This window comes from Bradyrhizobium murdochi (assembly GCF_000472965.1).
Classification (GTDB): domain Bacteria; phylum Pseudomonadota; class Alphaproteobacteria; order Rhizobiales; family Xanthobacteraceae; genus Bradyrhizobium; species Bradyrhizobium murdochi.
Genome location: NZ_AXAU01000013.1, coordinates 22,591 through 42,322, shown reverse-complemented (window position 1 = coordinate 42,322; position 19,732 = coordinate 22,591). Strand labels below are relative to the sequence as shown.

The window sequence follows — 19,732 nt, the reverse complement described above, 5'->3', positions numbered from 1 at the left end:
CGAAACATTCTGCCTGAATTCAAGAGGTCACGAGATGATCAAGGTCAAGCGGCTGCGACACGTCACTTTCACCACTCCGAACATCGAGGCGCAGCTCGACTACTACCAGTCCATCATCGGGCTCGGCATCATCCAGCGCAGCGATGGCCGGATCCTGCTCGGCACCGAGTCCGAGGAGCTGACACTGGTTCTCGAACGCGGTGCGGCCTCGCAATTGACTTCCATCGCCTATGAAGTTGCGCCCAACCTCGATCCGGCCGACCTGCAGAAATCGCTGGCAAGCCTCGGCATCAAATCGGAAGTCAGGAGCGACCCCGCGCCGGGAATAGCGAAGGCACTCGTCTTCGACGATTCCGACGGACACCGGATCGAAGTGTTTTCCAGATGGGAGTTCTGCAAGGCCGTCGAGCCGATCCGTGGCCTTGCCGTCGTCAAGCTCGGTCACGTCGCGCTCCATACGCCCGATCCCGAGCGAACCGCCAAGTTCTTCGGCGACGTTCTCGGCTTCCGCGTCTCCGACCGCATCGAGGAGAATTTCGTCTTCATGCGCTGCGGCCCCGAACACCACGCGATGAACTTTGCCCGCGGCACCGACGGCCGCCTGCATCATCTCGCCTTCGAGCTGCGCGACGCCTCGCACATGCACCAGGCCTGCGACCTACTCGGCCGCAACAAGTTTCAGATTCTCTGGGGACCGGTGCGGCATGGACCCGGCCACAACGTGGCGGTCTACCATTACAACCCCGATGGTTACTTGATCGAGCTCTATTACAGCATGGATCTGATGCTCGACGAAGAGCTCGGCTATTTCGAGCCGCGTCCCTGGCACCACGATCGTCCGCAGCGGCCGAAGACCTGGATCGGGTTGCCGCGCGACGTCTGGGGCGTCGGCCCAGCCAGGGAAGCCACCGAATTTTCTCCGGCAATGCGCGGCGTGAAGTAATCGCGCACGCCGCCACTGACGTTCAAAAAACAAAACACCAGGGGTGAAACACAAATGGCTCGATCGTTGAACGTCCTGCGCGGACAGTTGCTTGCCCTGCGCTGCTGCATCGTTGCCGCAGCGCTTAGCCTCACATGCCTGGCGCCTTCCATCGCCGCCGCGCAGACGTATCCCAATCGGCCGATCCGGCTGCTGCACGGCTTTGCGGCGGGCGGCGCCGCCGACGCCCAGGCGCGCATCGTCTCCGACGGACTTTCCAAGCGCCTGGGGCAGCCGGTGGTGGTGGAAGCCAAGCCGGGCGCCGGCGGCAATCTCGCTGCGGACGCCGTCGCCAAATCGGCGCCGGATGGCTACACGATCGGCCTCGTCACCGGCGCACACGCGATCTCGGGCGCGCTGTACAAGCAGCTCGCCTATAGCCCCACCGATAGTTTCGAGATGCTGTCGACGATGGTCTACTACGCGCTGGTAATCGCGGTTCGCGCCGACCATCAGGCGAAGACGCTGGCGGACCTGATTGCGATGGCGAAAGCCAAGCCCGATGCCCTGAGCTACGGCTCGGTCGGTTTCGGCAGCACGCATCATCTCGCGGGCGAGCTGTTGAACGTCACCGCCGGCACCAAGATGGTGCACGTCCCCTATCGCGGTGACTCACTGACCGTCACTTCCCTGCTCGCCGGAGATGTTCCCGTGATCGTCGGGACAACCGTGCTGCTCGCAGGCCAGATCGAAAGCGGCGCCATTCGCGGCCTCGCCGTCACCTCGCCCGCGCGCACCAAATTGCTGCCGAACGTGCCTTCCGTGCAGGAAGCCGGCGTTGCGGGCTTCGACGTTCGCACCTGGGCCGGGCTGGTAGCTCCGAAGGGCACGCCGCCCGATATCGTGAAGCGGCTGAACACGGAGATCCAGTCGATGCTGGCCGACCCCGCAACGAAGACGGCGCTGGAGACGGCAACCGGCGGCGAGGTCCGCGGCAGCACGCCGGAGCAAATGCGCGCGCTGATCACGTCGGAGATCGACAAGTGGTCGAAGGTCATCAACGACGCAGGTATCCCGCGCATCTGAGGGGTTGCGCCGGGGTTGCTGGAAAGCTCTGAGGCACCGCGCTCTCAGCGATAAGGCTGTCGTCACCCGCTTTCGCGAAAGCGGGTGATTCAGTATTCCAGAGACGTTCAGGGTCAATCGAGAAGCCTCGGCGTACTGGATACCCCGCTTTCGCGGGGCATGACAGCGGGGGTGCATTGCGCGCGCGGGACTTGTCGTGCGGCGGAATTTTCGCCCTACTCGCCTCGCGACCATGACCAAGCCCGCACCAGTGCCGCCTTCCTTCCATCCGGTCCGGTGGCTGACCAACCAGCCTTACCTGCTGCTGAGCCTGACCTCGCTGTTCTGGGCCGGCAACATCGTGCTGGCGCGCCATGTCGCCGGGCACGTACCGCCGTTGACGCTGTCCTGCGTCCGCTGGATCGGTACCTTTCTGATCCTGCTGCCGTTCGCCTGGCCGCATCTGAAGCAGGACTGGCCGGTGCTGCGCGCGCATCTGCCGATGATGCTGTTCCTGTCGCTGGTCGGATTTGCCTACAACAATGCGATCTCCTACTGGGCCCTGCAATATACCGAGGCGCTGAATGCGCTATTGATCCAGTCGGCAGGGCCGTTGTTTGTCGCGCTGTGGTCGCTGGCGCTGTTCGGCGTCCGCCTGACGGCTGCGCAGCTTGCCGGCATCACCATCTCGCTCGCCGGCGTCCTGACCATCATCCTGCGCGGCGATTTCGGTGCGCTCGCCGGCATCAGCTTCAACCGCGGCGACCTGATGTTTGCGAGCTCGCTGGTGTCGTTCGGACTGTATTCGGCGCTGATCCCGCGCCGCCCGGTGACGCATGCGCTGTCGCTGATTTCATTCACCACCTGCTGCGGCGCGCTGATGCTGGTGCCGTTCTCGATCTGGGAATTCTCGATCGGCGCGACGCTGAAATTCGACATAATCTCGATGGCGACGCTGGGCTACGCCGTAATCTTTCCCTCGACGCTGGCCTACCTGTTCTTCAACCGCGGACTGGCGCTGATCGGGCCCAACCGTGCCGCGCCGTTCTTCCACCTGGTGCCGGTATTCGGCTCGGCGATGGCCATCCTGCTGCTCGGCGAGCAGTTGCGGTTATTCCATCTCGTGGGCTATGCGCTGGTGCTAGCCGGCGTGGTGATCGCTTCAAGACGGGCTTCGGCGAAGGCATGAGAGCTTACGTGTCCCGGACGCGGTGCAGCGCTACTTCAGCGCTGCTCCGCAGAGCCGGGACCCACATGGGCCCCGGTTCAGCAGCGCGTCACCATAGCGCGTCGAAGACGCGCGTAAACGCGCTTGTGGTGCCGCACTGCGCCCTGGGCGCGCACCAACCACGCGGCGTAGCGTTTTTACCGGGCTTCCACTTTGTCCCTCGGCAGGCTAGCTTGCCGGCCATTTCAACAGAAGAACAAACCGAGGAAACAGCTATATGTTCGCGTTATTGAAGCGGTATCGGCCCGTCGCCACAGCGGCTCCCCTGATGCTGGCGATGATCGCCACGGCTGCCGCGCAGGCGCCCTACCCGAACCGCAACATCACGCTGGTGCTGCCGTTTGCGGCCGGCAGCGGCACCGATACCACCACGCGCATCATTTCGAAGGAGCTCGGCACCGCGCTCGGCGCCGGCATGGTGATCGAGAACAAGGCGGGCGCCAACGGCTCGATCGCGGCGAGCTATGTCGCGCGCTCGGCGCCCGACGGCTACACGCTGTTCGTGACGACCAACACGTCGCATTCGGCCAATCCGTATCTTTTGAAGAACATGACCTACGATCCGATCAAGGATTTCACGCCGATCGCGCGCACCGGCGACCTGCCCTTCATGCTGGTGATCAACCCGGACGTTCCGGCCAACTCCGTGGCCGAACTGATCGCGCTCGCCAAGAAGGAGCCGGGCAAATACACCTATGCCAGCGGCAGCTCGGCGGCCATCGTCGCGGGCGCGACCTTCGCCCGCCTCGCCGGCATCGACTTGCTGCACGTTCCCTACAAGAGCTCGCCGCCGGCGCTGACCGACCTGATCGCCAGCCGCGTCTCCATGATGTTCATCGACGTGCCGACCGGCCTGCCGCACGTCAACGCCAAGGCGCTGAAGGCGCTGGCGGTGACGACCAAGAAGCGCTCGGCGCTGCTGCCCGATCTGCCGACCATGGACGATACGGTTAAGGGTTTTGATATCACCTCGTGGCAGGGCTATTTCGGTCCGGCCAACCTGCCGAAGGATATCGTGACAAGGCTGAACGCGGAGATCCGCAAAGTGGTCGAGCGGCCCGACATCAAGAGCCAACTCGCCGAGCGCGGCATGGAAGCATTCTCCGGCACGCCGGAAGAGTTCGACGCCTTCGTGAAGGAGCAGCTCGTGGTGTGGGAGAAGCTGATCACGGCCGCGGGGATCGAGAAGCAGTAGGGCCGCGCCGGAGGTGCGTAGGGTGGGCAAAGCGAAGCGTGCCCACCATTCACGCCATGTCTCGTTGATAGATGGTGGGCACGGCGCGATGCGCCTTTGCCCACCCTACACATTATCGGCTACGCCACGCGCACCTTGCCCAAGAACTCGTCCACTGCGCTGCGCAGCATGCCGGACTGGGTGTCGAGCTCACGGGCGCTCGCCAGTACTTCGGATGCTGCCTTGCCAGTTGCGGCCGCAGCGGTGGTGACGCCGCCGATATGGGCCGAGATCTCGTTCGATCCGGCCGCCACCGACTGGATGTTGCGGGCGATTTCGCGGGTGGCGCCGCCCTGCTGCTCGACGGCGGTCGAGATCGAGACGGTGATCTCGCTCATCTGCGCGATGGTCTCAGAGATGCCGCCGATCGACGCCACGGCTTCGCTGGTGGACGCCTGCATGGCCGCGACCTGCGCGGAGATTTCCTCGGTCGCCTTCGCGGTCTGGTTGGCGAGCGCCTTCACTTCCGACGCCACCACCGCAAAGCCGCGCCCGGAATCGCCGGCGCGCGCCGCTTCGATGGTGGCATTCAGCGCGAGCAGATTGGTTTGGGCAGCGATCGAGTGGATCAGCTTGACCACTTCGCCGATCTTCTCGGCGCCGGTCGAGAGCGCGCCGACGGTGGCATTGGTGCGCTCGGCGTCGCTGACCGCCTTGGCGGCGATCTCGCTGGAGCGCGTCACCTGCCGGGAAATTTCAGTAACCGAACTGGAGAGCTCTTCGGCGGCGGATGCCACCGTGCCGACATTGTCGGACGAACGCTGCGATGCCGCGCCGACGGTCGCCGCGCGTGCGCTGGCGTCGCTGGCGGTCGTGGTCATGGATTGCGCCGTGCTCTGCATGCCGGCGGCCGCCGTCGAAACCGAGCGGACGATGCCGGTCACGCTGCGTTCGAAGTCGTTGGCGATGCTTTCCATCGCCGCCCGCCGTTCGGCCTCGGCGCGCGCCTGCACCTCGGCTTCCTTCTGCTCGAGCCCGCGGATGCGCACCGCGTTGTCCTTGAAGATCTGCACGGTCGCGGCCATCGCGCCGATCTCGTCGCCGCGGCCGATGCCGGGAATTTCACCGTCGAGCCGGCCCTCGGCGAGGTCCTGCATGCGGGCGCCGAGCTGACCGAGCGGCTTACTGATACTGCGGCCGATCATCCAGGCGATGCTGCCGGCAACCAGCGCGATGCCGAGAATGGCAAACCCGAGCACTGCCGCGATCGGCTTCATCTTGGCGTCGAGGTCGTCGAGATAGGCGCCGGTGCCGACGAACATGTTCCAGCCGGGGATCGGAACCGCGTAGGAGAATTTGCGGATCAACTCGTCTTGTCCGGGTTTGCGGAATTCATAGCGCAGCATGATTTCGCCGTTCGCCGCGATGCCATCGCGCAGCTCACGCACCAGCTTTCGGCCACCGGTGTCGATGTCCATGCGGTTCTGGCCGATCTGGCTGGGAACCGGGGCCAGCACAGCGACGCCATCCATCGTGTAGGCGAATACGTAGCCATTGCCATTGTCGAAGGTCAGCGTATTGCCGCGTTTGCTGAATTCGGCAATCGCCGCCTCCTTGGTCATCTGGCCGGCGGCAACCTGCTTCTGCAGGCCGAGCGCCATGTTGCGCGCCATGTCGACGATCGCCTTGGTCTGCTCGATCCGCGCATTGAGCATCTCACGCTGCATCAAATAGCCCGCGAGCGCACCGGCGGCGCAGAGGCCAAGCAGGGTCACGCCCACCAGAATGCCGAGTTTGGGGGTGATCTTGAGATTGGTCAGCTTCACGGGGATCTCCGGAAATAGGCGCGTGGCACGCGATTGGCCGATTGATTCGGCGCACAATATCGTGAGACCCTTTAGCGCTTTGTTACGAAGGCCCGCGGAAATCCGGCAGAAAGCGGTGCTGCCGACCAAGCGGCAACCGGCGATTGTAGCAGAAGCAAGTCAAGTCGCGTAAAAGGTGAAAGTACGTCAACGATGAAAGTGGCGGCGCCCGCCGCCTCAAACCAACACCGAAAATAAAATCGGGAGCAGGAAATGCCGAAATTCAGGGTGGTGACGCCGAAGGGCGCGAGCTTCACGGTCGCCGGCGGCGGCTATGACTATGAGATGGAAGCGCTCGATCCGATCGGGGCCGAAATCATTGAGGCGCCGGCCAACGAGGCGGACTTCATCGCCGCCGCAAAAACCGCGGACGCGATTTACGCCAAGGGCATGCCGATTACCAAAGCCGTCATCGACGCGCTGGAGAACTGCAAGGTGATCACGCTCGGCAGCGTCGGTGTCGACAGTGTCGACGTCAAGGCCGCCACCGCCCGCGGCATTCCCGTCACCAACATTCCCGACACCTTCATCGAGGAGGTCGCCGACCACGCCATGATGCTGCTGCTGGCGGGCTTTCGGCGGCTGGTCGAGCAGGACAATATGGCGCGCAGCGGCCGCTGGTCCGAGGGCCGGCCTGCGCTGTTGAAGATCCCGCGGCTGATGGGCCAGACACTCGGCTTCATCTCGTTCGGCCGGGTGGCCCGCGCCGTTGCCAAGCGCGCCGCCCCTTTCGGCCTGCGCATGATGGCCTATGACCCGTTCATCCAGGAAACGCTGATGTACGACCACGGCGTGATCCCGGCGACGCTGTCGGAGGTGCTGCAGCAGTCGGACTTCGTCTCGATGCATGCGCCCGCCCGGCCCGAGGTGCATCACATGCTGACCGAGAAGCATTTCCGCCAGATGAAAAATTCCGCCATCTTCATCAATACCGGCCGCGGCGCCACCGTGGACGAGGAAGCGCTGATCAAGGCGCTGCAGGAGGGCTGGATTGCCCATGCCGCCCTCGACGTGCTGGAAAAGGAGCCGCCGTCGCACAACAATCCGCTGCTCTCGATGGAAAACGTCACCTTGACCGCCCATGTGGCGTCGGCCTCGGCACGTTTTGACGAGGCGCGCAAGCGCCGCGTGGGCTACGAATTGTCACTGGTCTTGTCCGGCATGTGGCCGGTAAGCTGTGTCAATCCGTCGGTGCTGCAAAACACCTCGCTCCGCCGCTGGCAACCCGTCAGCATGGATCGAGGGCCCAACAGCTAACACGGCGAGAGCGTTTCGAACGACAGGGTTCACCGGCGATTCAACGCCGGGAGCCGATACAGGGAGAGCACCATGAGGAACGACATCACCCGTCGCGATGCGTTGGCTTTGGGCGCTTCGGCAGCGGCTCTGGCCGTGACCGGCGCATCGGCGCAGACCACATCACCAATCAAAGCCGCCGACGTCCCGCCCCCCAAGTTCGCAATCGAAAAAGGCGCATCCTTGCGCATGCTGCGCCCGGTGCGCTTCGTGCAAGCCGACGAGGACGTGTTCCGCGCCAACGCGGCCAAGTTCACCAAGGACACCGGCATCGAGGTCAAGGTCGACTTCGTCGGCTGGGAAGACATCAGCCAGCAGACTGCGGTGACCTCGAATTCCGGCGCCGGCCCGGATATCATCATCGGCTTCTCCGATGCGCCGCACATCTATGTCGACAAGCTGGTCGAACTGAACGACGTCACTGATTATCTCGGCAAGCGCTACGGCGGCTGGCTGCCGCTGGCGCAGACGTACGGCAAGCGCAGCAAGAGCGACAAATGGATCGGATTGCCGTTCGGCGCCACCGCCGGCCCGCTGATCTACCGCAAGTCGGTGCTGCAATCGGTCGGCTTCGACAAAGTTCCTGAGGACCATGCCGGAATTCTCGACCTGTGCCAGAAGCTGCACAAGGCCGGCAAGCCGGCCGGCTTCGCGCTGGGCAACGCCAAGGGCGACGGCAACGGTTTTGCCAACTGGGCGCTGTGGTCGCACAACGCTTCGCTGCTCGATGAAGAGGGTAATATCATCATCAACAGCAAGGAGACCATCGAAGCGCTGAAGTGGGTCAAGGCACTGTACCCGACCTTCATCGCCGGCACGTCATCGTGGAACGACGTCAGCAACAACCGCGCCTACTCCTCGCAGGAAATCTCGCTGACCGCCAACGGCGTCTCGCTGTACTTCTCGCTGAAGAACGATCAGGCGACCAAGGCGATTGCCGAGGACAGCGAGCATCAACTGCTGCCGAAGGGCCTCGCCAAGGTCTCGCCGATGGCCGGCCTGACGCTGAACGCGATGCTGTTCAAGCACAGCCCCTATCCGAATGCCGCAAAAGCGTTCCTGCAATTCATGATGGAAAAGGAACAGTACGAGCCGTGGCTCAACGCCAACTCCGGCTACTGGTCGCAGCCGCTTGCCGCCTATACCGACGCCGCGGTCTGGTCCAGCGACCCCAAGGTCTCGATCTTCAAGAACACCATGCAGAGCACCTACTACGATGGCTACAAGGGGCCGATTTCGACCGCAACCGGTGCGGTCAGCGCCGACTACGTGCTGATCCAGATGTGCGCCGCGGTCGCGACAGGTGCCCAGACGCCGGAGGCCGCCGCCGCGGAGGCGGAGCAGCGTGCGAAGCGGTATTTCCGGCGGCAGGGACGGTGACGACTACCAAACGACACATCTGGATCAAGCCGTCATTGCGAGCGAAGCGAAGCAATCCATAGCGCCACAAAGGAGGATGGATTGCTTCGTCGCTTCGCTCCTCGCAATGACGACGTTGGACGCATTCAATGTCTGTAACCACTCTACCCTCGCGCGGCGTGGCGCTCCGGCAATCGAACTGGATCGCGCGCCTGTTCGACTACAAGCCGTTCCTGATCGTGATGTGCCTTGCGCCGGCGATCGGGCTGCTCACGGTATTCCTCACCTACCCGCTCGGTCTCGGCGTCTGGCTTGCCTTCACCGACACCACGATCGGCCAGCGCGGCATCTACATTGGCCTGGAGAACTTCCAGTATCTGCTGAAGGATTCCCTGTGGTGGAACGCGGTATTCTACAGCGTCTTCTACACGGGCATCGCGACCATCGGAAAATTCGCGCTCGGCTTCTGGCTGGCGCTCCTGCTCAACAACCACTTTCCACTCAAGAGCCTGCTCCGCGCCATCGTGCTGTTGCCGTGGATCGTGCCGACGGTGCTGTCGGCGCTGGCGTTCTGGTGGATCTACGATCCGCAGTTCTCGATCATCTCCTATCTCTTGGTCGACGTGCTGCATATCCGCTCGACCAACATCGACTTCCTCGGCACGCCGTGGCCGGCGCGCTTCTCGCTGATCGCAGCCAACATCTGGCGCGGCATTCCCTTCGTCGCGATCTCGCTTCTCGCGGGCCTGCAGACCATCTCGCCCTCGCTCTATGAAGCTGCGATGCTGGACGGCGCCACCGCCTGGCAGCGCTTCCGCTACATCACCTTGCCGATGATGATGCCGATTCTGGCGATCGTGATGACGTTCTCGATCATCTTCACTTTTACTGACTTCCAGCTCGTCTATGCCATCACCCGTGGCGGTCCGGTCAATTCCACGCACCTGCTGGCGACGCTGGCGTTCCAGCGCGGCATCGCCGGCGGCGAGCTTGGCGAGGGTGCAGCGATCGCGGTCTCGATGATCCCGTTCCTCGTGTTCGCGACGTTGTTCAGCTACTTCGGCCTGGCGCGCCGCAAATGGCAGCAGGGAGAAGCCAATGACTGACGTAGCTGCCCAATCCACCAACGCCGCCAGCGCCACGCCGGACACCATGGCGTGGGATTCCCGCGCACGGCGGGTGATGATGATCTACCTGCCGCTGGCCTGCTTCGTGCTGATCCTGCTGTTCCCGTTCTACTGGATGGCGATCACCGCGTTCAAGCCGAACGCGGAGCTCTTGAACTTCAAGCAGCACAATCCGTTCTGGATCTCCTCGCCGACGCTGGCGCACATCAAGCATCTCTTGTTCGACACCGCCTATCCGACCTGGCTCAAGACCACGATGTTCGTGGCGATCGGCTCCACCTTCCTGTCGCTGTTCGCTTCGACGCTCGCGGCTTACGCGATCGAGCGCTTGCGCTTCCGCGGCAGCCCCTATGTGGGCCTCGGCATCTATCTCGCCTATCTGGTGCCGCCCTCGATCCTGTTCATTCCGCTCGCCACCGTGATCGTGCAGTTCGGCCTGTTCGACTCGCCGATGGCGCTGATCCTGGTGTATCCGACCTTCCTGGTGCCGTTCTGCACCTGGCTATTGATCGGCTATTTCAAGTCGATCCCCTATGAGCTCGAGGAATGCGCGCTGGTCGATGGCGCCACCAGGCTGCAGATCCTGCGACGGATCACGCTGCCGCTCGCGGTGCCCGGCCTGATCTCGGCCGGCATCTTCTCCTTCACGCTGTCGTGGAACGAGTTCATCTACGCACTCGCCTTCATCCAGAGCGGCGCTAACAAGACGGTGCCGGTCGCGATCCTGACGGAGCTCGTCACCGGCGACGTCTACCAGTGGGGCGCGCTGATGGCAGGCTCGCTGCTCGGCTCGCTGCCGGTCGCGCTGTTTTATTCGCTGTTCGTGGATTATTACGTGTCGTCGCTGACGGGCGCGGTGAAGGAGTAACTAACGACGCTCAAACGACACCGGCATGGTGAAACTCATCGAAGCCTGCTTCATGTCGGACGGAAACGGCGGGAATGGCTGCGCCCGACGGAGCGTTGCCAGACTCTCCGCATCGAGCGCCGCATGGCCGGTTGATCCGACTAGTTTGCTTGCCATCACCTGACCGCTGCGACTTAGGGTGAAATTCACCCGACCAACACCCTGCTTGCCGGCGGCCTTGGCCTCGGGCGGGTATTGCCTGAAGCGGCGCAGGTGGGCGAGGACGAGCTGGTTGTAGGAAGCAATAGCCGCAGCGGAAGCACCGGTACTGGCGGCCGACGCGGCCGGCGCCTGGCGCTCGGCCTTGGGGGAAGCCGTAGTACGCGGCGCAGGCGGGGCATCGCTCGGCTTTTTCGCTTCCGCGCGAACCACCTTCGGCTTCACCGGTGACGGCTTTTTCTCGGGCTCGACCTTGGCAGGCTCCGGTTTCGACGGGGTTGGCTCGGTTTTCTGCTCCGGCGGCGCGACGACCTCCGGTTTCTCCTGTGGTGGTGTCGGCGCAATCTGTTCCGGCACGACCTCCTGCTGCGCGGTCTCGGGCGGTGGCGACGCGTCGGCCTGCTGCATCACCGGTCCCGGCGCGAGATCCATCGGTGTCGGCTGCGGCGCGGAAGAGACCGGCGCCATGTCGACCATGATTGCCGGCATCGAGACGCCAGGCGTGGGCCGCTGCGTAGTCCAGTTTATCGCCACGCCGATCAGCGCGGCATGCGCCGCCACGATCGCAAATGCCGATGCTCCCCAGCGCCGGACGGCGACCTGGTCGGAGACATCGTGGAGCGCGAACGCGTTCATAGCCTTAGCTTCGGCTGTCGAGGCCGACCAGCGCGATCTTGAGATAGCCGGCGTTGCGCAAAAGGTTCATCACCTCCATCAGGTCGCCATAGCTAACCGCCTTGTCGGCGCGCAGAAAGATCCGCTCGTCCTTTTTCCCCTGCGTGGCGCTATCGAGCGTAGAGGTCAGCGCATCACGCGCAACGACATCCTCGCCGACCGCGACCGACAGGTCCGGCTTCACGGTGACGAACACCGGCTTGTCCGGACGCGGCGACGGCTCGACCGCGCTGGCCGGCAGATCGACGCCGAGATCGACAGTTGCGAGCGGGGCTGCGACCATGAAGATGATCAGCAGCACCAGCATTACGTCGATGAACGGCGTGACGTTGATCTCGTGATTCTCGGCAAGATCGTCGCTGCCGCCACGCGCGCGTCCGCCGACCACGCTACCTAGTTTGGCGCCCATCGCTCATACTCCGTTAGCTCACTCGGCGGCGCGCGCCAGGCGGAACGAACCACGGTCGCCCTCGCGGCTGATCAGGAGCAGCACCAGCGCCGAGGCATCGCCGAGCAGGGCACGATGGGCTGAAATCGTGCGGGTGAGATGGTTGTAGATCACGACCGCCGGGATCGCCGCGACCAGACCGAGCGCGGTCGCGAGCAATGCCTCCGCAATGCCGGGCGCGACCACCGCGAGATTGGTGGTCTTGGCTTCGGAAATGCCGATGAAGGAATTCATGATGCCCCAGACTGTACCGAACAGGCCGACGAATGGCGCGGTGGCGCCGATGGTGGCGAGCACGCCGGTGCCGCGGGCGATCTGCCTGGACATCGCCGCCTCGACCCGCTCCAGCCGCAGCGCGACCCGCTCCTTGAGGCCGTCGTCGAAATGCCCGCCGGAGAGACTGGCCTCGCGGGCAGCGGACTGAATGATCTGTGCCACCGCATCGTTGCCGCCTCGGGTTTCCTGCTCGGCCTTGGCCAGCACCGTATCGGTTTCCAAGAGGCTGAGGCGTCGTTTGGCGGTCGCGGTCTTACGGCGGATCTCGATGGTTTTCGCCAACCAGATCGTCCACGTCACCAAAGAGGCGAAGGCCAAGCCCACCATGACCGCCTGCACCACCACGTCCGCATTCACGAACATGTTCCACGGCGACAGGTTGCGCGGCAGCAGCGCGACATCGGTGGCGGCGAGCGCCGCGCCCGGCATTCCGGCCACTCCGACAACGGCGCACCAACGGATCATAACGTTCAGCATCGCTCGCTGCATGATCGTCTCCCGGGCTGACAATGCGGATCGGTTACGTCGCGTGCGCGGACGCGATCCTTTCCGCCAACGCATGAAAGCGCTGCAACTGGTCGCCGCGCAGCGCACGCTGCTCGTCGCGGCCGACAAACACCTTGAACATGATGCCGCCGTCGACATTGATGAACGCGATGAAGGCCGACGACTTGCCCATGAAGGGCCGCTCGACAAAAGCGATGGCTCCGCAGCGCTCGTGCCGGAGATGGCCGTGCAGTCCCTTCGGTTGCATCAGGTTGAAGTAACCGCGGCCCACCTCGCCCACTGGGATGGCGCCGGTGAACTCGAAGATCGCATCGTCGGTGTGGACGATCAGCGTCACCTCACCCCATTGCGCGACGTCGTTCATCGCGGCGGTGAATTCGCTGCCAGAACCGAAACGCACCATCGTGTCAGGCAGTGCTTCGAGCACGGCGCGCGGCGTGACCTTGCGCTGCCGCGCCACATCCTCGATCACCGCACCCGGATTCTCCGCCATATGCGCCTTGAGATCGGCAAGGTCCGTGCTCAGCATGGTACCCTCCCCGTCAAGCGGCGGCGCTGGATTTGCGCTCGCTCAGGATCACCTCGAATCCTTCGAACTTGGGATGGCCGAGGTAGAGGCTTTCGCCGGTCTTGTTGTCGGCGCGGGCATGCGCGCGGCGGAACTCTTCCGATTTGGTCCAGGCTTCGAACGCGGCCTTGTCGACCCAGACCGTATGCGACGAATACACCGTGTGATCCTCGGCAACGGGCCCCTTGAGCAGGTGAAACTCGACGAAGCCGGCCATGTTGCTGAGATAGGACTCGCGCGAGCGCCAGACATTCTCGAAGGCCGCTTCAGAGCCAATCTTCACCTGGAACCGGTTCATCGCGATAAACATTTGAAATCTCCTTGGCTTAGTTGCTGGGGTGTGCCTGGCGTACCGTTTGAGTTGGTTAAAAGCATGAACGCGCCGAAGCCGCGCTGGAGCATCAGCGCGGCCCGGTGCAACTTATGGCTTGTCAGCTCGTGGAACTACACTCCGCCAAAGTGAATCTTCAATCCGGCCTTGTACACCCTGCCCGGTCCTGGACTGGACCACAGCACATCGTTTTGGTTGGTGCCGTCAGTGGAACTGCCGGGGATGGCATAGGGCCGATAGTACTGGTTCAAGAGATTGTCGATCGACGCCGTGAAAACAATGTCCTTCGTCGCGTTCCAGGTAAGGTACAAATTGACCAACTCATAGCCGGTTGCAGGCAGATAGCCGGCCGGCACATCGTTGTTGGGACCGAACGAGGACCATTGCGCTGCCAGGATCAGCCTGCGGTCGAGCAGCCGAACGCCGCCGGTCGTGGTGATCTTGCGTGGCGTGATGGTCGCCAGCCCAATATTGGTCGCGACGTTCTTGCCGCGGATCAGGTGGCCGGCGACGCCGACATACCACAGGCCGGCATCGTACATCGTCTCAGCCTCAAAGCCCTCGATACGGGCATGGGCGATGTTCTGATACTGGTAGAACTGGCTGAACAGGCCGGGGGCCGGGACCAGGATGGGTGACCTCGGGGTCGATGCGACGAGGTCGATATAGCCATCGACGTCATTACGGAAGACGTTGAACTTGCCGCGTAAGCTGTCGCCAGCCGTGAACACATCGTTGTACTTGAGGTTAACACCGACTTCCTTGTTCTTGCCGACCTCGGGCCTCAGGTTTGGGTTGGACAGGAAGCAGAACAAGCCGGCGGTGCCGCCCGGGCACGGGAATAGCGGAGGTCCGCCGCCGGTAGCATGCGCGCCGGCGATCAGCGTCTCGGTGATCGCGGGCGCTCGGTAGCCTTCGGCATAGCTGGCGTAGGGCGTAAAGCCCGCCACCGGCGTCACACCGATGGTGATCTTCGGCGAGAAGCGGTCGCCGCCTCCGCCGGTCGCCACCGTCGGCGAATGCAGATCGTAGCGGTCGTAACGGATTGCGCTGACGGCCTCGAACCAGGTCGAGTAATTCTGCTTCAACTGGGCGAACCCGCCGGAAACGGTCCGTAGGCCGCTCGGCGTGGTGATATTGGAATTGCCGCGGCTGTCGAAGGTTTTCACGTCATCCTGAAACGCATCGACGCCGAACGTGACCGCGTTGCGCCAATCGCCGACATTGAACCTCGTCGTATTGTTGACGTCGATCCCGAGCGTATCGAGCACATAGCCCCGCTTGTCGCCGACGCAGCCCGAGATGTTATTGCCGAAGCTGCCATTGCCGCAAAAGGCTGCGCCAGCGGCGGTAGCGCTGTTGTGATAGATCTTGGTCTGGTCATTGTCAGTGCGGTTGCCGTAGAGCGACAGATTCCAGTCCCAGAGATTGTCGTCCGGCCTGCTGTACTTCCAAGTCAGCGTTCCCGTGTAGTTCTTGGCGTCGGACGCATAGACCGACGAGCCCTGGAATAGCGCGCGTTGCGCCGCAGTCAGCACCGGCCCGCGATTGAACTGGCCGATATTGTATTGGTAGTCCTGGAAGATGCCGCCGAGCTTGATCTCGTGGCCGTCGGCCGGCCGCACCGTGAGCTTCATCAGGCCGGCCGCGATCTCGTTGCCGGTGTTGCCGATCTCGGTGCCGTTGCCGTCCTTGTAGTTGCCTTGCGTGCGGTAGACCGCGCCGCCGAAGACGTCGACGTTGGGATCCGCGCGCACGCCACCGAAGATGGAGCCGAGGCCGCGAGCGTTGTTAGTACCGCCAGAGCCCGTCATATCGACGCCCCAGCGCTCACCCGGGCGCACCACGTCGTCGATGTCCTTGGTGCGGAACGAGACCACGCCACCGATCGCGCCGGAGCCGTAGATGTTCGCCGTTGGTCCGCGCACGATGTCGACGCCGCCGACCAGTTCGGGATCGAGGAAGAACGAGCCGTTGGCGTTGTGGCCGGTGCGCTGGTAGTTCTGCCGCGCTCCGTCGACGACGACAGCGACGCGGCCGAAATCCTGCAAGCCGCGAATGTTGATGACGGTCGAGGGATCGTCACCGCGCTCCTGGAACGACACGCCGGGCACATTGTAAAAGATGTCGGACAACCGGTTCGGCTGCAGGCCCTGAATCTGCTCGAGCGTCACCACGCTGACCGGCGCCAGCGCGTCGATGGCGCGCTCCTCGGTCTTCGACGCCACGACCGTAAGGGTATCGAGCGACTGCACCGCCGTGCTGCCAATCTGCGCCCGCGCATTCATCGCCGGCGCCGTTGCCTGCTGCTCCTGCGGCGGCTTCGCCGGCTTGCGCCGCGACTGCTTCTGCCGCTCGGACGCGCCGTTTGCGGCCTGCGTACCCGCCGTCTGCGCGTTGCCGGCTTCCCCGACCAGCAATGCAATTGAAAACACCGACGCGCCCAACAATAGGGCGCGCGAAATCCTAGCCCCGTCAGCCATACACCCAGTCCCGATATCTGCTCTTTTGGGTCTGGCTGGCGGGCGCTGCGCGTAACTTGCGAGCTGCTTGCTGGCTGCCACATTCACGATGCAGGCATTGTGCCAACATCGCATCATGCTTGGTTACGTGGCGGTTCCCGGGCGGTCAAGAACCGCAATAGGCACTTTATATCAATTGTAAAGTGCAGCGGTTGGATTGCGGCTCCGCCCAATTATACATGCGTGGGTCGATTGAATTTTTCGGGGCACCAAAAACACAAAATGTCCGCGACAACAGGAGACAAGCTCGGAGCGGCCCGGACACAAGCCGGCAATCCCGCTTCCGCAGCCAGATCGCTTGCCATCAGCGGCAACCGGATCGACAGCCGCGAACTGTTCGCCACCGAGCGCGAAATCATCATCGCGCATGGCGAGGAGCATTACCGTCTGCGGCTGACGTCGCAGAACAAGCTGATCCTGACGAAGTGACCTACCTGGTGAACCGGAAATGACAGTTTGTCGCACGCTCACAGTGTCGGCCGCCGTGGGCTGTTTCCTGCTCGGCGGCGTCGCGCTCGCTGCGGGCGTTACGGTGCATGATGCCCGTAATCGCGACGTCACGATCGCAGACCCCGCGCGGATCGTCTCGATCGGCGGCGCGATCACGGAAATTCTCTATGCGCTCGGTTTCGAGGACCGTCTCGTCGGCGTCGACTCGACCAGCCTCTATCCGGCCGCGGCGCGCGAGAAGCCGGATGTCGGCTACATGCGCCAGCTTTCGGCCGAGGGCGTGCTCGGGCTCAACCCCTCCCTGGTGCTGGCGGCGCAAGGGTCCGGGCCGAAGGAAACCATCGACGTGCTGGAAGCCGCCAAGGTGCCGCTGGTGCTGGTGCCGGACACGTTTTCGGAAGCAGGCCTGCTCGACAAGATCAAGCTGGTCGGCCACGCCATGGACGCGGACAAGCGGGCCGAATGCCTGACCGCGGCGGTGTCGGACGATCTGGCGCAACTGCGCGAGCTGCGCGCCAAGGTGACGAAGCCGGTGCGCGTGATGTTTGTGATGTCGCTGTTGAACGGCCGGGCGATGGCCGCCGGAAAGAACACTGCGGCGAACGAAATCATCGCGCTCGCCGGCGGCATCAACGCTATCGACGGCTACGAAGGCTACAAACCCATCAACGACGAGGCGATCGTCGCGGCGAAGCCCGACGTCGTGCTCTCGATCCAGCGCAGCAAGGACTCGCTGGACGCCGAAGCCGTATACGTCCATCCGGCCTTCGCGCTGACGCCGGCTGCGGCCAACAAGGCCTTCATCTCGATGGAAGGCCTCTATCTGCTCGGCTTCGGGCCGCGCACGGCGGCCGCCGCCCGCGATCTCTCGATCAAGCTCTACCCGGCGCTGGCGCCGCAGGCCGAGAAATTCAAGCCTGCGGCACTCACCGCCGATTGCCGGAAATGACCGTTCTGACCGAGGGTAGCACCAAGCGCCGCAGCGGATACGCGTTGCGCCCTCCAGCCTCCGTGACCCTCATCTGCCTGTTCGGCGCGCTGGCCGGTGCGGCGCTGATCGCGCTGACGGTAGGCGCTGCCGGAATTCCGCTGGCGCGACTGCCGGCCGCACTCGGCCTGTGGGGTGACGCTGGGGCCGGTCCCAGTCTCGCACGCGACCAGCTCGTGCTGTGGTCGATCCGGATTCCACGGATCGGCGCGGCCGCGATGATCGGCGCGCTGCTCGCGGCATCGGGCGCCATCATGCAGGGGCTTTTTCGCAATCCCCTCGCCGACCCCGCACTGGTCGGCGTTTCCTCCGGCGGCGCGCTGGCGGCAGCGGCTGCGATCGTCTTCACCGACAGCCAGATCGGCCAGAACTTCCGCTTCATGCAGCATCAGTTGCTGCCGATTGCGGCCTTTGTCGGTTCGCTCGCGACCACAGTCATCCTTTATTCGATCGCGAGCCGTTCCGGGCGAACTTCGATCGCGATTTTCCTGCTGGCCGGCATTGCCATCGCTGCCATCGCGAACGCCGGCATCGGCCTTCTCGTGTTCATCGCCGACGATCGCCAGTTGCGCGACATCACGTTCTGGCTATTGGGCTCGCTGAGCGGCGCGACCTGGCCCAAGCTCGCCACGCTGGCGCCGGTGCTGGGGTGCGCCGCGATCGCCTGCCTCTCGATTGCGCGTGGGCTCGACGTGCTGGTGCTCGGCGAGGCCGAGGCATTCCATAGCGGCGTCGACGTCGAACGGCTGAAGCGGATTTCGATCGTGCTGGTATCGGCGATGACGGGCGTGGCGGTTTCGGTCTGCGGCGTCGTCGGCTTTATCGGCATCGTGGTGCCGCATCTGTTGCGGCTGGTGATCGGGCCGGCGCACCGGTTGCTGTTGCCCACTTCCATGCTGCTGGGCGCGGTGCTGCTGGTGGGCGCCGATACGCTGGCCCGCACCATCGTGGCGCCCGCGGAAATGCCGATCGGCGTCCTGACGGCTGCGATCGGTGCGCCGTTCTTTCTGGCGATGCTGCTCCGCCAGCGCGGGCTGGTTTCGCTATGACCGCCATTCTCGAAGCACATTCGGTTTCAATGGTCGTTGGTGGCGCCACGCTGGTCGATGGCATCGATCTTTGCGTCGCCCCCGGCGAGATGGTCGCGATCGTCGGCCCCAACGGCGCCGGCAAATCGACGCTGCTGCGGATGCTGTCCGGCGATCTCCGCCCGACGCGCGGCCAGATCAGGCTGAAGCGGCGCGACATCCAAAGCTATCCGCCGCGCCTTCTCGCTTTTCACCGCGCGATGCTGTCGCAGCATGTCAACGTCACCTTCCCGTTCACGGTCGAGGAGATCGTCCATATGGGCGCGGGCGATGCCGGCCGCGCCGCCGCGCAGCGGCTGGTCGATGCGGCACTCGGCGAGGTCGATCTGGCGCATTTCAGCCAACGGCAATTACCGACGCTCTCAGGCGGCGAACAGCAGCGCGCGCATTTCGCCCGCGTGCTGGTGCAGCTCGCCTGCGGCGAGGCGCAGCACGGGCCAGGCCTCTTGCTGCTGGACGAGCCGACCTCGAGCCTCGACATGCGCCACCAGATCGACTTGGTGGAAACGGCGAAGCGGCGCGCGCAGAACGGCACGGCTGTTATCGCCGTGCTGCACGACCTCAATCTCGCCATGCGCTTCGCCGACCGCATCGTGCTCTTGCATCGCGGTCGGCTCGCCGTCGATGGCGGCCGCAGCGATGCGATCACGGCGGAGACCATCCGCCGGATATTTGAGGTCGATGTGAAGATCGACTATACCGAGGCCGGCGTGCCCTTCCTGTTGCCGCAGACCATGCGGCCGGCTGCAGCGCAGTAACACCGAGACCGCAGCCTTA

Annotated in this window: 19 protein-coding genes; 12 read left to right on the top strand and 7 right to left on the bottom strand. The window is 63.9% G+C overall.

Annotated elements, in window-relative coordinates; all coding sequences use genetic code 11:
- Nucleotides 1-34: 34 nt before the first annotated feature.
- The 4 genes from YUO_RS0123140 (at nucleotide 35) to YUO_RS0123125 (ending at nucleotide 4,410) form a co-directional block, all read left to right on the top strand.
- Nucleotides 35-943 (top strand): VOC family protein, encoded by a 909-nt coding sequence (locus YUO_RS0123140; protein ID WP_235782798.1) that lies wholly within the window; start codon nucleotides 35-37, stop codon nucleotides 941-943.
- Between the two features lie 54 nt (nucleotides 944-997).
- Nucleotides 998-2,008: a tripartite tricarboxylate transporter substrate binding protein gene (locus YUO_RS0123135; protein ID WP_051379595.1), complete on the top strand. Its 1,011-nt coding sequence runs from the start codon at nucleotides 998-1,000 to the stop codon at nucleotides 2,006-2,008.
- A gap of 232 nt (nucleotides 2,009-2,240) precedes the next feature.
- Nucleotides 2,241-3,176 (top strand): DMT family transporter, encoded by a 936-nt coding sequence (locus tag YUO_RS0123130; protein WP_028349418.1) that lies wholly within the window; start codon nucleotides 2,241-2,243, stop codon nucleotides 3,174-3,176.
- A gap of 307 nt (nucleotides 3,177-3,483) precedes the next feature.
- The gene (locus tag YUO_RS0123125) at nucleotides 3,484-4,410 is read left to right on the top strand and encodes a Bug family tripartite tricarboxylate transporter substrate binding protein (protein WP_430649558.1); all 927 of its coding nucleotides are present in this window, start codon (nucleotides 3,484-3,486) and stop codon (nucleotides 4,408-4,410) included.
- A gap of 119 nt (nucleotides 4,411-4,529) precedes the next feature.
- Here YUO_RS0123125 and YUO_RS0123120 read toward each other — a convergent pair whose 3' ends face one another.
- The gene (locus YUO_RS0123120; RefSeq protein WP_028349416.1) at nucleotides 4,530-6,215 is read right to left on the bottom strand and encodes a methyl-accepting chemotaxis protein; all 1,686 of its coding nucleotides are present in this window, start codon (nucleotides 6,213-6,215) and stop codon (nucleotides 4,530-4,532) included.
- 252 nt (nucleotides 6,216-6,467) lie between these two features.
- Here YUO_RS0123120 and YUO_RS0123115 point away from each other — a divergent pair, with 252 nt between their 5' ends.
- From YUO_RS0123115 to YUO_RS0123100, 4 genes are all read left to right on the top strand, one after another.
- Entirely contained in the window at nucleotides 6,468-7,511 is a 1,044-nt protein-coding gene (locus YUO_RS0123115; RefSeq protein ID WP_028349415.1) for a C-terminal binding protein, read from the top strand.
- Nucleotides 7,512-7,583: 72 nt separating this feature from the next.
- Nucleotides 7,584-8,930: an ABC transporter substrate-binding protein gene (locus YUO_RS0123110; RefSeq protein ID WP_028349414.1), complete on the top strand. Its 1,347-nt coding sequence runs from the start codon at nucleotides 7,584-7,586 to the stop codon at nucleotides 8,928-8,930.
- A gap of 128 nt (nucleotides 8,931-9,058) precedes the next feature.
- Nucleotides 9,059-10,015 carry a carbohydrate ABC transporter permease gene (locus YUO_RS0123105; protein ID WP_028349413.1) on the top strand — a complete coding sequence of 319 codons (957 nt, stop codon included), beginning with the start codon at nucleotides 9,059-9,061 and terminating at the stop codon, nucleotides 10,013-10,015.
- A complete protein-coding gene (locus tag YUO_RS0123100) occupies nucleotides 10,008-10,904 on the top strand; it encodes a carbohydrate ABC transporter permease (protein WP_028349412.1) in 897 nt (298 codons plus the stop codon). The genes YUO_RS0123105 and YUO_RS0123100 overlap by 8 nt, the downstream gene beginning before the upstream one ends.
- On the opposite strand, the gene YUO_RS0123095 is transcribed toward YUO_RS0123100, so the two are convergent.
- The 6 genes from YUO_RS0123095 to YUO_RS0123070 form a co-directional block, all read right to left on the bottom strand.
- Nucleotides 10,905-11,738 (bottom strand): TonB family protein, encoded by an 834-nt coding sequence (locus YUO_RS0123095; protein ID WP_028349411.1) that lies wholly within the window; start codon nucleotides 11,736-11,738, stop codon nucleotides 10,905-10,907.
- Nucleotides 11,739-11,742: 4 nt separating this feature from the next.
- On the bottom strand, nucleotides 11,743-12,186 hold the full coding sequence (gene exbD / locus YUO_RS0123090; RefSeq protein ID WP_028349410.1) for a TonB system transport protein ExbD: 444 nt from the start codon (nucleotides 12,184-12,186) through the stop codon (nucleotides 11,743-11,745).
- 18 nt (nucleotides 12,187-12,204) lie between these two features.
- A complete protein-coding gene (gene exbB, locus YUO_RS0123085; protein WP_051379605.1) occupies nucleotides 12,205-12,966 on the bottom strand; it encodes a tonB-system energizer ExbB in 762 nt (253 codons plus the stop codon).
- Between the two features lie 55 nt (nucleotides 12,967-13,021).
- Nucleotides 13,022-13,537, bottom strand: coding sequence for a heme utilization cystosolic carrier protein HutX (gene hutX / locus YUO_RS0123080; RefSeq protein WP_028349408.1), 516 nt, complete (start codon nucleotides 13,535-13,537; stop codon nucleotides 13,022-13,024).
- A 13-nt stretch (nucleotides 13,538-13,550) separates the two neighbouring features.
- Nucleotides 13,551-13,886 (bottom strand): heme-degrading protein HmuQ, encoded by a 336-nt coding sequence (hmuQ, locus tag YUO_RS0123075; RefSeq protein ID WP_028349407.1) that lies wholly within the window; start codon nucleotides 13,884-13,886, stop codon nucleotides 13,551-13,553.
- Between the two features lie 134 nt (nucleotides 13,887-14,020).
- The gene (locus tag YUO_RS0123070; RefSeq protein WP_028349406.1) at nucleotides 14,021-16,390 is read right to left on the bottom strand and encodes a TonB-dependent hemoglobin/transferrin/lactoferrin family receptor; all 2,370 of its coding nucleotides are present in this window, start codon (nucleotides 16,388-16,390) and stop codon (nucleotides 14,021-14,023) included.
- A gap of 261 nt (nucleotides 16,391-16,651) precedes the next feature.
- Between YUO_RS0123070 and hemP the strand changes: the two genes are divergently transcribed.
- The 4 genes from hemP to YUO_RS0123050 are packed head-to-tail and all read left to right on the top strand — an operon-like array spanning nucleotide 16,652 to nucleotide 19,713.
- A complete protein-coding gene (gene hemP / locus YUO_RS0123065; protein WP_028349405.1) occupies nucleotides 16,652-16,858 on the top strand; it encodes a hemin uptake protein HemP in 207 nt (68 codons plus the stop codon).
- Between the two features lie 19 nt (nucleotides 16,859-16,877).
- Nucleotides 16,878-17,828, top strand: a complete 951-nt coding sequence (locus tag YUO_RS0123060; RefSeq protein WP_028349404.1) for a heme/hemin ABC transporter substrate-binding protein — start codon at nucleotides 16,878-16,880, stop codon at nucleotides 17,826-17,828.
- Entirely contained in the window at nucleotides 17,825-18,916 is a 1,092-nt protein-coding gene (locus YUO_RS0123055; RefSeq protein WP_028349403.1) for a FecCD family ABC transporter permease, read from the top strand. Before YUO_RS0123060 ends, YUO_RS0123055 begins: the two co-directional genes overlap by 4 nt.
- A complete protein-coding gene (locus YUO_RS0123050) occupies nucleotides 18,913-19,713 on the top strand; it encodes a heme ABC transporter ATP-binding protein (RefSeq protein WP_028349402.1) in 801 nt (266 codons plus the stop codon). The genes YUO_RS0123055 and YUO_RS0123050 overlap by 4 nt, the downstream gene beginning before the upstream one ends.
- The last annotated feature ends 19 nt before the right edge of the window (nucleotides 19,714-19,732 follow it).